Here is a 13,424-nt window from a genome sequence, read left to right on the forward strand (position 1 = left end):
GGTCATGGCGGGTGTGGCTCGCGAGATGCGGTGGAAGGGTTGGCCTAAGCAACCGAATCCTGCGCCAAATCAATCGCTTAAGCTACATCCGCCAGCCTCAAAGGCCCATCGTCGTGCATAAGACGGGCTAAAAAGGCCGACATCAAGGCAGGAAAGGTGCCGGACGAGTGGCAGTAGAAGCCAGCCAAGCTGCGCCAGAAGGACCGGGACGCACGCTGGACCGTGAAGGTCTCGAAGGCCAAGGCCGATGAGGAGGGAAAGACGAAGCAGCGCGATATCGGCCAAAACCCGTCACCACTTCGTCGGCAACCAGCAGCACGTCGTACTTCTTCGGCACTGCCTGGATTATTCCCAGTAGCCGGCCGGCGGTGGCACGATGCCGCCAGTGCCAAGGTCGGCTCGCCGATGAAGGCGGCGACCGTGTCCGGCCTTCGGCCAAGATCATCTCCTCGACGGCGCAGTATTGCGAAACTGCTCTTCACTCAGCGAGCGGTCGGCGCGGCGGAAACAGTAGGGCGCCTCGGTGTGCGGGACCGGCGCACGCGGCAGGTCGAAGGCGTTGTGAAATGCCGGAGCCGTGATAGCCGCGCCAGCGCGAGATGATCTTCTTCTTATTCGGCCGCCCCAGCTCGTTGTTGTAGTCGACGCCGCCGCCAACCGCCAGCAGGCGACGATCTCGGGGATGTCGCGGATGACGCGTTTGAAGTGGTCGAATCGGCCTGGCGGTGGCTGGCCAGCGTCACCTCCATTAGCACAGTGGCGACCGGCGCTATCGTTCGTATGGCAATCGAGGCATGATAGCCGGACACGATGCCGGCCTTTTCCAGTTTGCGCAGTCGCATCCAGCACGGCGTCGGCGACAGTCCGGCCTTGTCGGCCAGCGCCAACTTGGTGATGCGCCCGTCGCGCTGGATGGCGTCGAGGATTTTGAGATCGGTCGGATCGAGTCTTAGGAACGCCATGCTAAGTATCCATTTGACGCACTTATATCAGTCCAATTTCCGGCCTGTAGCATGCTCCCGTGTCAGCGCCGATCGCAATATGATCCGCTACCAGTCCGATTGTTAATCCCCGTCGCGGCAACCGACACCTACTGTCGTGTTTGTCGGATCCGCGACCCATTGTTTTCGACCTGACAGCCTGCTGCACTCCGGGTCAAGTCATTGAACACAACTCAGAAAAATATATCTAAGGCTCCCTCGGCGCAAATTGGCATGACTTTTGAGAAGTCCTCTTCGTGAAACGCGACGCGAGGCGGAACGGGTGTTCGCCGGGAGGGTTCGAATGGTCAGAGATAGCCAGAGCTTCTCGTTGCCACGCAACGTCCAGTTGCCGCGAGTGACATTCCGAAAACCGACCGAGATTCATGCCGCCGTGTATGGCAAGGCATCGCGAAGTGCCCGCCAGTGGACCGCAACTCGCTGTACTGCGAGCTCTTGCTCTGCACTGATTTCGCCGACACCTGCGTGCTCGTTGAGTGTTCCGGGCGGTGGTTGGGTGGATTCGGCTTATCGGCGGCCGAGCGAGCCCTCGACGCCCTTCATTGCCGTGCATCCTGAGATACGCAACACACGGGTGGGCAAGGGGCTGATCATGTCAGCCCTGAACAGGCCATCTTGCGAGAGCGTGACGCACATCAAGGCCACGGTGACACTCAGCAACCGGGCGTCCAATTTGCTCTTCGCAGGTGTGGCTCGGAATCTGCGCGCGCCAATCCGGCAGGCTCTGTGCTTCGACCGAGACATCGATTTTAAGGGACAGCATGAGAGCGAGCACCCGATAGCCATCGGCCGCATTGTACGCTCCATCAGCCCTGCAGGCATGCCCGCCTGCCTAGCAATACCTAAATAAGGAGGCAGCGATGACTGACCGAAGCGCACCAGATGGCGGGGACGAATTTGCGATCTTCAACCATCTTGAGTCCGAAGTTCGCAGCTACGCTCGCAGCTTTCCCGTCGTTTTCGCGAAGGCACGGGGCGCTCAGCTGTTTGCGCGAGATGGGACGGCCTATCTCGACTTTCTCATGGGCTGCTCTAGTCTAAACTATGGGCACAACCCACCTGAACTGAAGTCCGCGCTTGCAGACTACATTGCGGGTGACGGTATCACCCATGGCCTCGATCTGTATAACGAAGCCAAGGAATCTTTTCTGCGAGAATTCCACGAGACGATCCTTAGGCCGCGACAACTAGACTACGTGGTACAGTTTCCGGGTCCGACCGGCGCCAACGCGGTAGAGGCAGCCCTCAAGCTAGCGCGCAAGATCACTGGTCGGTCCAACATCATAGCTTTCACCAACGGCTTTCATGGCGTGAGCCTTGGCGCTCTCTCCTGCACGGGCAACCGATATCACCGCGCTGCCGCCGGCCAGCTGCTCGGCGGCGTAGCCCGGCTACCCTATGATGGCTATCTTGGAACCGCTGTAGACACCGCCGACTACCTTGATCGCCTGCTCTCGGACCCCTCCAGCGGCGTGGATGCCCCGGCGGCGGTGATTGTCGAGACAGTTCAGGGCGAAGGCGGCCTCAATGTCGCCGGGACGGCATGGTTGCAAAAGGTGGCGGCCATTGCGCGCAGGCACGAAGCTCTGCTGATCGTAGATGACATTCAGGCCGGTGTTGGCCGGACCGATGCTTTCTTCAGCTTCGAAGCAGCGGGGCTCCGTCCGGACATCGTCACGATGGCCAAGTCGATATCGGGCTATGGCCTGCCTATGGCCCTGGTCCTCATTGATCGAAAACTAGACAAGTGGGAGCCGGGAGAACACAACGGCACATTCCGCGGCAACTGCCACGCTTTCGTCACCGCCCGGGCAGCCCTGGAGCACTTCTGGCGAACGGAGAGCTTTGCAGCGTCAGTCAGGGAGAAAGGCAATCTGCTGAAAAGCCGCCTTGATCAGATCGCGCGCAAGTACGATCCAAGGCGAGTGTCGTCCAAAGGTCGGGGCATGATGCGGGGCATCGATCTGAAGTCGGGCGAGATTGCCGGTCAAGTCGTCAGGACCGCCTACCAGAAGGGTCTCATCGTCGAGACCGCCGGTCCCAAGGACGAGGTCGTGAAATGCCTGCCACCCCTCGTCATTGGGGAGGCTCAACTTAGCCAAGGTCTCGACATCTTCGAGGACGCTATCGATACCGTGATCGGCAGCGCAGTGAACACGGCAGCTTGAGATCTGATGATGATCGTCAGGGATCTCATGAAGAGATACTGACAGTCCGACGTGTCGAAACGTCGAGCGGGGAAAGCGTGCGGTTGCTTCTCAAGAACGATGGGATGGGCATATCACCAGGATCTATCCGGACGCCCGGATCAAGATGCATTATCGGAACTACCTTGAGGCGGTCTACTGCATCTCGGGAACGGGCTCTACCGACGATTCCCAAGCGGATGAGGTCCAAGTCGTGCGACCGGGCATCATTTGCGCGTTCGATAAGCATGACGCCCACCCGCTGTGTGCCGAGACCGAATTGGTGTTGGCCTACGTCTTTGTACCTCCGCTTGCGGACCGCGAGGTGCATGATGAGACCTAGGACCTCATGTCGCCCCAGGAAGCTCAATCCACGTCGGCAGCGAGAGTATTCGGATCCATCGCGTCCGCCGCGGATCGTCACTCTGCCGCTTACACTGAACCTACACGAGCACAGCCGCAGACCAGAAAAGTATAACGGCCGGTCGAATTTCGATGGATCTCCCGTGGCGGGCTGTCCGGTGCGGCTTCGCATTGTAGGACATTGCGATAGGAGAAGCTCGCGACAATTGGCCCCTGATTTGTAGTGCATTATCAATCTAACGGTAGAGGACCCTGCAATGCGCGACGACGCGACCACCCTTGAGGTATCGACATATATCTGCTCGCTTGACCGGAAGGCCCGCAAAGCGGGCGTGCAATTCAGGATGGGGGAAGATTTTGAGGAGTACCTTTCAATTACCAGTAAGATTGCCGGGAAATATCCTACCTTTCCGAACTTCCGCCCGGATTGTTCACAGCTTAAGCCTGGCCAGGCGTTTTGGGTCGTTGGAGAAGATAAATTCGGAAAAGTAGCGCATGTCCAGGCGCTTCGTGTGGATGATCTGGCGCCTACCAACTTGGCTGACCATCTTGAGTCATTGAAAGCCTGCTATGTGGATCCTGCAAGGCATGCCGGCGCGGGTTCGTCGTGTGTTTGTGTCGCGCCGACTGCTCGGAACATAAGCGGGATCGTAGCGTATCACGGCGATTTATGGCTCCGAAGTGACCTTAGAGGACGGGGCTTAGCACCCACGCTTGCAGGTGTCGCTTTTGGGCTGGCATGGGCGAAATGGTCCCCCGATTTCATCTATGCTCTTGTGCCTACTTGGCTTATCCAAAAGGGAGTCGCCGATCAATACGGCTATCTTCACAAAGAAGCACATGGATCCGTCCTGAGTTTACCTGATCGAGACATCGAAGATGATGACTGGCTCATTTGGCTCACTCAACGCGAGTTATCCCAGCTAATCAAATGCTCGGCGACTGAAACGATCGAGCGGCTTTCTTGAGCGCAATTGTACTGTCGGATTTAGCCTTTCTGACTCACGCAGACCTGACTATATGAAACTGTGGCGCCGGCCCGCAGCATGCTAGTCGCTAGTCGCTAGTCGCTACGGAGTGCCGGAGCAGATTGGCGCCTCGGGAAGGAGCTCGTCGATGCCCACCCTCTCGAGCGCAAGTCTGATAATGCTTGAGCCACTTGAGTTCGCCGTATCCATCTGGCGTGTCTTTCAATTAGTCGCGCGCGACCCCACCAATTTGCGGCTGCCCTGCGAGCCAGGCCTGCGCAGTCGCTGGCTTTCTGTCAGGTAACAGCGTGATCGGTCGTCGCCGCTCAAGGTCGCAGATGATTTTTCCGTACCGCGGCGCTCGAACTTCATCAAAAGTGAGTCAGAGCCCCTTTTTGCGCGCCGATCCAGGGTTCCCATTCCGTGCAAAGGCCGACAAAAAGCTAACCATCAATCACACGTGAAATGTGCGGCGCTCATGTTGATGGCGAGGTCGCAGTCGCCCGTTCGACCGGGTCTGTCGGAACATACGACCCCAAGTGTCAACCTGTTTAAGTGCACAGTGCACAGGTGACGCACAGTTTTCGGCGACAAATCTCTGCGCCAACAACAAAAAAGTAACGGGCTGCGACGAAAACTGCTGGAGAGGGGCAGCCTCAGCCGTCGGTGGACGCGAGCACGATCGGCAGCCTCTGCTCAACTGTCCAGGAGCGGCGCGTCCGCTGTCGGCCCGCACCCGTCGGCAGCAGTAGAGCCGCGGATGGCTACTGGTCACGCCTAACAATTTGGCCTACGGCCCACCATTAGGGGATCTGATGGGTCTCGCGATCCTTGTATTGCTAGTATCTAGCAGTTGCCTCAATAGTCTCATTTCGGCTTGAGAAATGAGGTTCAGCGCTGGATCGCAGTTTAAGTTGACCCCTTCCTCACCATAGCGCAGGCCAAATTTTCCGAGCTGCTCGTTGTCTTGAAGGCGTTGAATTAGTTTTCCTAGGCAGTCTACCTCATCGAAAGTCAATCGTTCCGGCCCGTACGCTCCGCGGTTTCGCACAGTCATAACGAGGTTCCTTTCATCGTTTCAATCGGTTCACGTTGGTTCTCGTAGTGAGGCCCACAGTAGCAGCCTATCGTCAAGGCAAAAGTATGCGGCGTCTCCGCCCCATCGATTCTTTGGTTGCAACGGTCAGGTCTACCGCTTCCAGATGGTCCCATGAGCACGTCGGGGAGTCCCGGACGAGCTCATTGTGAGGCGCTAATCCGTTGATCCGTTGCGCATAGGCCCAGGGCATAAGGGCGTCGATGTCTTTGGAGAGGTGGCCATTTGCGAGGCTGATGGCTGATGAAGAGATCGCGCAGGTAGGCGTATAGTCAACGCGGTTCATCTTGCCGCCAGGCCGGCCTCCGGCTGTTCCTTGGACGACGGCCGCGTCGACATCGACTCCAACCTCGTCGAAACGCGATCAGAAGTCCTGCCATGAACCGCCGCAATGCTCTCTTTGCCGGCCATGATAAAGGCGGCCGTAATTGGGCCCGTTTCGCCAGACTGATCGGCACATCGACGTACCAGATGATCCCGGTGTTCGGCGGGGAAGTCGTAGAACGCCAACAACGTCTCGCGATCCTTCGATCCTTCTTCAGGCGGTCGAGCGCATTGTCGTCGCCGTATTTCTCGGCGAACACATCGATCGCCATTTCGGCTGAGCGCTGAGCGTGTCGGCGCGCCGTAAATCTCGCGCAAATCCGTCTTCATGTTGGCCTGCACCGAGAGCGGCACCTTGTTCAGGACGTTGGCTATCTTGTGCACCCAGCAACGTGGGTGCCTGGTGCCGGGAAAGACCTTGTCGAGCGCCTTCCAGAAGCCGAGCGCGCCATCGCCGACGGCAATATCGGGCGCGATCTTCAGGCCACGCCGCTTCACATCGCCGTCGAACGGCCGCGATCCCAAGACGGTCCGCAAGTGTGCGGCCTTCGAGGAGCGGTTTTGGATATCAGGTCGACTTTGCGCGGTTCACTACGCGTTGCGCGACGCTCGCGCGGCTAGAAATTTTTCCATCATCTGTCGCGATTCACCGGAGCTATAGGCTTCACGATGAATGCGCACTGCGGCCTCAAGGCACTCGTGGAATCCAACCTCGGTCATTTCTCGCAGCCACTGCTTATTCAAACGCATAGCTATTGGAGGTTTAGCGGCGAGCTCTCGCGCTAACAAAAGAGACTCCTGCATCACCCTTTCCGCTGGAACAATCTTGTTAATGATCCCGATTGAATGGCATTCGGTTGCATCCATTAGACGGCCGCTCAGGGTCAAATCTGTCGTGCGGGCAAGCCCAAGGATTTCTCTCATGATCCACGGCCCTGTTACACTCGCGATGCCAGAGTTGACTTCAGGTTGACCCATTTGCACTCCTTGATGGCCAATTCGGAAGTCACAGAGGAGCGCCACTTGAAATGCTGAACCAGCAGCGACTCCATTCAGGGCTGCGATGAGTGGCTTAGTGAGCGACCGAATCACGCTATATAAGCGTTCCCACTCACCAACCCAAGCGGACGCCTTATCGCCATCGAAAGTCTTAGCTTCGTTTAGATCTTGGCCAGCGCAGAATGCACGGCTGCCCGCTCCTGTCAAAACAATGGCGCACACTGTTTCGTTGCGCTCCAGTTCAACGAAAGCATCAACCAATTGACTCCGCATTGGTGCGTGCCAAGCGTTCAAAATCTCTGGCCTGTTCAGCGTGATCACAGCGATGTCATCATGCCTATCGACGAGAATATAATGATCCATACCCTGTCCCATTCTATTGAAGCCCAATGCAGCGCATGCAATCAGTTTTGGTCATTTGGCAGTTCAGGCCAATCGTTATTTCTCTTGCGGTGGCGTCTGGTTTGCCGGTACACCGTGTTCTTGCGCGTAAATGCTTGCCGATCTGCGGTAGCACCCGAATGCGATGACAGCCGATCTCGACGGTGCCCTCTCCCATTGCCTTGCCTTCGCGGAACTCGGGAAAGATCAATCTGCGTCCTTCATTTTAGCTGCAACCCGACTGCCATCGCCCGCCAGCCGGTTGCGGCGCCGAACGTGGGGCCGCAAAAAGCTAAAGCGCATAGTTCGCTGAATCCACTCGATTGTTCAACACACGGCCGTGCGTGATGAAATCCGTAATCAACTTTGCTGATCCGCAGGCCATCGTCCATCCCAGTGGTCCGTGACCGGTATTCAGGAAAAGGTTAGTGTAAAGCGTTGGTCCAACGAGAGGTGGGCCGCCAGGCGTCATCGGGCGTAAGCCGGACCAGTTAAGCACGGCATCTGCGTCGATGTGGGAGGCCAAGGCAGGCAAGATTTTTAGAACGTCATTCAGAACGCGCCATCCTTCTTTGGCATCGACGCGCGTATTGTATCTAGCAAATTCGGCTCGGCCACCCATGCGTAGCCGATCACCCATCGGCACCATCATCGCATGATACCCATCATCCATGACTGGTCGCGTTGGTCCGCCTCGCCACCCGTTTAATGCCACTGTAACAGAGTACCCTTTAACGGGGAGGATCGGTAGCTTGATACCGAGAGGTCGGGCTAAGAACGGACTGTAGCTACCAAGCGAAAGAACAAACGCATCGGCGCGGATGTCTCCCTGTGAGGTGACAACATGTGAGATCTTCGTAGAAGAAGCTTTGTCGATCCGGAGAACACTGGTGTTCATCAAGAACTCGGCACCCAATTCGGTTGCCAGGCGAGCCATTTCGTTCGTGAACTTGTGTGCGTCCCCACTTTCGTCGTTGGGAAAGAATACGGCACCAGCGTAGCGATCGATAACGGGACCAAGACAGGGTTCTTTCTCAAGGATTTGACCTTGATCGAGGGTTTCGAATTGAACGCCCCATCCCTGCATGTCGCGGCACTTTTGAACGAACTCAGACTTCCGCCCACCGCGCGGAAATACACGCATTGTGCCTCGTGTTGTCTGATCATAGTTAATGCGAGTTGTTTCGCGAATACTGCGGAGCGTATCCAAACTCAGGCTGGCAAGCCTGATGATTGCAATCATATTGCTTTTGTGGCGGTCATAAGTTGAGTTAGCCAAAAATCTAAAGCCCCAGCCGACCATAGAGGGTACCGCCCCCGGATTGATTTTGAGGGGCGAACTGCTGTCAAAAAGCATTTTTCCCAGACGCTTCACTGTCCCTGGGGAATTCCAAGGACTAGCGTCGCTTGGGGTCATCAAACCGCCATTTGCGAAACTCGTTTCCATTCCTGGTCGACCACAGCGATCAATCACAGTGACGTCATAACCATCTTTCGCAAGCATATAAGCCGTTGCACTACCTACAACGCCGGCACCGAGCACAACAACTTTCATCTCTTTGAGACCTTTTAGCTTTCTTCTGGTCCGAGCAGTACCCGGAACTACTGACGAGTTGTGGCGGCACGCGTCATCGGAGCCCAAGCGCCGGGCGAGATGGCGCTCAAGGCGCGCCGTAGCCACCCCCTCCGGGGGTCTTTATGATGCAAATATCGCCCGTGCGGACTTCGCAGGAATCGTTGCCGGCAAGGGCTTGCGTTTCACCAGAGGCGCGCTGAACCAAATTCTCCCCGGGCTGGCCGGGCTCGCCACCAGCAAGGCCAAAGGCACGTGTGCGCCGGTGAGATGACAGCACCGTCACCGTCATCGGCTCCAAGAAGCGCAGCCTGCGAACCACACCGTCGCCTCCGCGATATAGGCCCTGGCCACCCGAGCCTCGGCGTACTGAAAACTCCTCGACACGCACCGGGTAACGGCTCTCCAGCACCTCTGGATCTGTCATTCTGGTGTTGGTCATGTGCGAGTGGACCGCGCTCGCGCCATCGAAGCCGTTGCCTGCGCCGGTGCCGCCACAGATTGTTTCGTAGTTCTGATGTACGTCGTTGCCATAAACAAAATTGTTCATCGTGCCCTGTGAGCCGGCGAGAACCCCAAGCGCCCCATACAGTGTTTCGGTGATCGCCTGGCTGACCTCGGTATTGCCGGCGATAACCGCCGCTGGATAGCGCGGGTTGATCATTGTGCCTTCCGGCACATTCAGGTTAATCGGCTTCAGGCATCCCTCATTCATGGGAATATCCGACCCTACCAGCGTGCGAAAGACATAGAGGACGGCCGCCTTGCAGATGGCCAGCGGTGCGTTGTAGTTGCCATCGTCCTGAGCTGAAGTTCCGCTGAAATCGATGCTCGCAGAGCGTTTCTCGCGGTCGATCCGAATGGCGACGCGGATGACCGCACCGCTATCGAGTTCATAGGAGAACTCGCTGTCAGTGAGGACCTCTATGACCCGCCGCACGCATTCCTCGGCATTGTCCTGCACGTGCTTCATGTAGGCGTGCATGACGTCGCGGCCGAACTTGGCGAGCATCTTTTGCAATTCGCGCACGCCCGTAGCGTTCGCCGCCACCTGGGCGGCGAGGTCGGCGATATTCTGGTCTATGTTGCGGCAGGGATAGGGACCGCTGGAGAGCAGTTCGCGGGTTTCTTCTTTGCGGAAGCGGCCATCGCGGACGAGGTAGAAATCCTCGATCAGCACGCCTTCCTCGTCTATATGCTTGCTGTCGGGGGGAGCGGAGCCTGGCGTGCGCCCCCCGATGTCCGCATGATGGCCGCGCGAGGCAACGGCAAAGAGGATACTCCTGCCTTCTGCATCAAATACCGGCGTGATGACCGTCACGTCGGGCAGATGCGTGCCGCCATTGTAAGGATTGTTCATCATCAAGACGTCGCCCGGCCTGAGCTTGTCGCGATGGTCGCGCAGCACGGTGCGAACACTCTCGCCCATCGATCCCAGATGTACCGGCACATGCGGTGCGTTGGCGACGAGATTGCCCTCGGCATCGAAGATTGCGCAGGAGAAGTCAAGGCGCTCCTTGATATTTACCGAATAAGCGGTGTTCTGTAGCGTTACCCCCATTTGCTCGGCGATCGACATGAAGAGATTGTTGAAGACCTCCAACATCAGTGGGTCGGCCTCTGTGCCGATTGCCTCCGCCCGTTTCAGCGGCACAACCCGGCGCAGCATCAGGTTTCCGTAATCGACAATCTCTGCCTGCCAGCCGGGCTCAACAACATTGGTGCCGGTCGGCTCGGTAATGATTGCGGGACCGTCCACCTTGTCACCAATGGAAAGAGCCAGGCGGTCGACCAGCGGTATTTTCAACCATTCGCCCGCGAGAAAGGTGTCGACCGTTTCTCGGTCGCGCGGCGCCCCGCCTCCATTGATTACGTTCGTCGCCGCCGTCACACCAGTCGCGAGGATCGCCTCGACGGTGATCAGCTCGACGACGAGATCCGCTCCCTCAGGGGAATAGCCGAAGCGACTGTGATGGGCCCCGCGGAAGGCGGCACGCATTTCGTCCGGCGATCCGTACGCGATGGGGAGCGCCTGATGCGCGCCGGCGGTACGGATGTGGGCGGCGGCCGTGAGGCGAATCCGGGCCGGATCGGCGCCTTGCCGCTCGACCTCCGTCTGCGCCTCCGCCGAGAGGGCAGCGACAACCGTCTCGAAGACGTCCACCGCATCCAGCGGTTCATTGACCTGCCGTTCGCGCATCGCCCTGATATCGGCGAGCCCCATGCCGAAGGCCGACAGCACGCCGGCGAATGGATGGATGAAAATGCTTTCCATGCCCAGCACGTCGGCAACAAGGCAGGCGTGCTGGCCACCGGCGCCGCCGAAGCAGTTCATCGTGTATTTGCTGATGTCATGGCCGCGCTGGATGCTGATCTTCTTGATCGCGTTGGCCATGTTCTCGACCGCGATGCGCAGGAAGCCGTCGGCCAACTGCTCCGCGGTCTTATCGAGCCCGGTCTCGCCGGCGATCTCGCGCGCGAGATGAAGGAATTTGCCGCGCACCACTTCGGTATCGAGAGGCTGGTCAGCATTCGGGCCGAAGATATGCGGGAAAGCGCTCGGCTGCAACTTGCCGAGAAGCACGTTGCAATCCGTCACCGTCAGCGGTCCACCGCGGCGGTAGCTCGCCGGTCCGGGATCGGCGCCGGCACTTTCCGGACCGACCTGCATACGGCCGTTGCGGAAGCTCAGGATCGAGCCGCCGCCGGCAGCGACGGTGTGAATGCTCATCATGGGCGCACGGATACGCACGCCCGCGATCTCGGTCTCGAAGTCGCGTTCGTATTCGCCGCCAAAATGGCAGACGTCGGTGGAGGTCCCGCCCATGTCGAAGCCGATCAGCCGGTCAATGCCGACTGTCGCGGCCGTCCGTTCCATGCCCACGACGCCCCCCGCCGGTCCCGACAGGATCGCGTCCTTGCCCTGGAACAGGCGGGCATCTGTCAAGCCGCCGTTCGACTGCATGAACATGAGTGAGGTGGTGGCACCTAGGGCGTCGCTTACCTGGTCCACATAGCGACGCAGCAACGGCGAAAGATAGGCGTCGACGACCGTGGTGTCTCCGCGCCCCACCAGCTTAATCAGACGGCTCGTCTCGTGGCTGAGCGAAACCTGCGAAAAGCCAATCTCACGGGCGATGCGACCGACGAGAATCTCGTGATCGGGCCTGCGGTATCCATGCATGAAGGCGACCGCGACGGAGCGGAAGCCGCCTGAATGAGCGTTGGTGAGGACACGGCGAATTTCCTCCGCATCCGGCGCGACAATCACCTTGCCGTCGGCATCCACGCGCTCGTCAACCTCAATAACCTCCTCATAGAGAAGCTGCGGGAGCTGAATGTTAAAATCAAACAGGCGCGGCCGGTTTTGATAGCCGATGCGTAGCACGTCCCCCATGCCGCGCGTTGTTACGAACAGTGTCCGCTCGCCCTTGCGCTCGAGTAGCGCGTTGGTGGCCACCGTAGTCCCCATCCTGACTGACTCAATGGCGAAGTCGGGGATTGGCTCGCCATCTGCCAACCCCAGCAACTCCCGAATGCCCTGAATGGCAGCATCGCGGTATTTCTCGGGGTTTTCGGACAGCAGCTTGTGGGTCCTCAGCTCGCCCTCTGGTGCGCGCGCTACAATATCCGTGAAAGTACCGCCGCGATCCACCCAGAATTGCCACATTCGCCCGCACTCCAATTTTTTCGACGATCAATTCTTCCGTCTGTATACCTAACGGATACCGGATGGAAGAGTCAACCTAGCAGCGACGGATCCACGGCAAGCCGCCTCGGAGTTGACACAGTATCCAATTCGTGTACAGAAGTTGATGAGGGATGTGGCCGGTTCCCAAGGTCGTTTTCGACGCCAGCGGAGCGATGAGTTCGAACGGCGAAGGACCGCCCCCGGAGGAATTTGCCGGGCAGATCACCTGCGCCAATGGTCGCAGCACCAGAGTCTTAATTGCGAACAGGCCGCGTGAACCCGCTCGTCGCTTCGTGGAGATCATTCCAGCAATGGCAAGTCCTCACTTCCAGGGAACCGCTCCTGCCGGAACCCCGCAACCCAAAAAAAATGCCACCAATGCGGCGATACGACCATGAGTCGATCGCAGAACATCCGCGCTGCATTCGTGTTCGTCTCGCCGGCGGCGGCAGTCGCCCTGGCAATCTCGGGGCTGCCGCTGATCTACATCTTCTACACCAGTCTCGACGGTCCGAATTTCTCCCTAACCTTCTTCGGCGAGGTGCTGAGCAGCAGGCTGTTCTCCAAGACGCTCTCCACAACGCTAGAAATATCGTTCTACTCCTCGACGCTCAGCCTGTTCATCGGCTACATCGTGGCGCTGCATCTCGCACGCCAGTCGCCGAGCCGGCGTACGCTGCTGCTGACGCTGGTGCTGCTGCCGTTTTGGACCAGCGTTCTGGTCAAATGCTTTGCCTTCACCGTCATCCTCGGGCGCACCGGCATCATCAATTCGCTGCTCAGCTACGCGACAGGGACACAGGTCGCCATCCCTCTGGTGCTGAACCGGGTCGGCGTTATGG

At 58.4% G+C, this 13,424-nt stretch carries 6 protein-coding genes and 6 pseudogenes; 6 read left to right on the top strand and 6 right to left on the bottom strand.

Annotated features, from left to right (window positions below):
- Positions 1-126: 126 nt before the first annotated feature.
- Positions 127-279: pseudogene (locus tag EOA32_RS40035) on the top strand (IS5/IS1182 family transposase); the annotation flags it as partial.
- A 1-nt stretch (position 280) separates the two neighbouring features.
- Here the strand turns inward: EOA32_RS40035 and EOA32_RS22375 are convergent.
- Both EOA32_RS22375 and EOA32_RS38760 read right to left on the bottom strand, forming a co-directional pair.
- Positions 281-640: pseudogene (locus EOA32_RS22375) on the bottom strand (aminotransferase class III-fold pyridoxal phosphate-dependent enzyme); the annotation flags it as partial.
- Positions 614-962: pseudogene (locus tag EOA32_RS38760) on the bottom strand (Lrp/AsnC family transcriptional regulator); the annotation flags it as partial. The pseudogenes EOA32_RS22375 and EOA32_RS38760, both read right to left, overlap by 27 nt.
- 899 nt (positions 963-1,861) lie before the next feature.
- Here EOA32_RS38760 and ectB point away from each other — a divergent pair.
- The 4 genes and pseudogenes from ectB to EOA32_RS38250 all read left to right on the top strand — a co-directional run.
- The gene (gene ectB / locus EOA32_RS22380) at positions 1,862-3,169 is read left to right on the top strand and encodes a diaminobutyrate--2-oxoglutarate transaminase (RefSeq protein WP_128372911.1); all 1,308 of its coding nucleotides are present in this window, start codon (positions 1,862-1,864) and stop codon (positions 3,167-3,169) included.
- A 145-nt stretch (positions 3,170-3,314) separates the two neighbouring features.
- Entirely contained in the window at positions 3,315-3,530 is a 216-nt protein-coding gene (locus EOA32_RS40040; protein ID WP_245499356.1) for an ectoine synthase, read from the top strand.
- Positions 3,531-3,807: 277 nt separating this feature from the next.
- Positions 3,808-4,518 (top strand): hypothetical protein, encoded by a 711-nt coding sequence (locus tag EOA32_RS22390; RefSeq protein WP_128372912.1) that lies wholly within the window; start codon positions 3,808-3,810, stop codon positions 4,516-4,518.
- A gap of 1,412 nt (positions 4,519-5,930) precedes the next feature.
- A pseudogene (locus EOA32_RS38250) lies at positions 5,931-6,073 on the top strand (transposase); the annotation flags it as partial.
- 21 nt (positions 6,074-6,094) lie between these two features.
- Here EOA32_RS38250 and EOA32_RS22400 read toward each other — a convergent pair.
- The 4 genes and pseudogenes from EOA32_RS22400 to EOA32_RS22415 form a co-directional block, all read right to left on the bottom strand.
- Positions 6,095-6,436 (bottom strand): annotated as a pseudogene (locus EOA32_RS22400) (transposase); the annotation flags it as partial.
- 93 nt (positions 6,437-6,529) lie between these two features.
- On the bottom strand, positions 6,530-7,300 hold the full coding sequence (locus EOA32_RS22405; RefSeq protein WP_128372914.1) for an enoyl-CoA hydratase/isomerase family protein: 771 nt from the start codon (positions 7,298-7,300) through the stop codon (positions 6,530-6,532).
- Between the two features lie 310 nt (positions 7,301-7,610).
- Positions 7,611-8,999: a D-amino acid dehydrogenase gene (locus EOA32_RS22410; RefSeq protein ID WP_245499357.1), complete on the bottom strand. Its 1,389-nt coding sequence runs from the start codon at positions 8,997-8,999 to the stop codon at positions 7,611-7,613.
- Positions 8,980-12,561 carry a hydantoinase B/oxoprolinase family protein gene (locus tag EOA32_RS22415; RefSeq protein ID WP_128372915.1) on the bottom strand — a complete coding sequence of 1,194 codons (3,582 nt, stop codon included), beginning with the start codon at positions 12,559-12,561 and terminating at the stop codon, positions 8,980-8,982. The genes EOA32_RS22410 and EOA32_RS22415 overlap by 20 nt, the downstream gene beginning before the upstream one ends.
- A 415-nt stretch (positions 12,562-12,976) precedes the next feature.
- Here EOA32_RS22415 and EOA32_RS22420 point away from each other — a divergent pair.
- Positions 12,977-13,424, top strand: a pseudogene (locus tag EOA32_RS22420) (ABC transporter permease); the annotation flags it as partial.

It is taken from the genome of Mesorhizobium sp. M1A.F.Ca.ET.072.01.1.1 (genome assembly GCF_004023325.1).
In the GTDB taxonomy this organism is placed as follows: domain Bacteria; phylum Pseudomonadota; class Alphaproteobacteria; order Rhizobiales; family Rhizobiaceae; genus Mesorhizobium.

Bases quoted from the DNA above. Each gene is read 5' to 3' on its own strand.
- EOA32_RS22390 (WP_128372912.1), top strand. From the start codon at position 3,808: ATGCGCGACGACGCGACCACCCTTGAGGTATCGACATATATCTGCTCG.
- EOA32_RS22415 (WP_128372915.1), bottom strand. From the start codon at position 12,561: ATGTGGCAATTCTGGGTGGATCGCGGCGGTACTTTCACGGATATTGTA.
- ectB (WP_128372911.1), top strand. From the start codon at position 1,862: ATGACTGACCGAAGCGCACCAGATGGCGGGGACGAATTTGCGATCTTC.
- EOA32_RS22405 (WP_128372914.1), bottom strand. From the start codon at position 7,300: ATGGATCATTATATTCTCGTCGATAGGCATGATGACATCGCTGTGATC.
- EOA32_RS40040 (WP_245499356.1), top strand. From the start codon at position 3,315: ATGCATTATCGGAACTACCTTGAGGCGGTCTACTGCATCTCGGGAACG.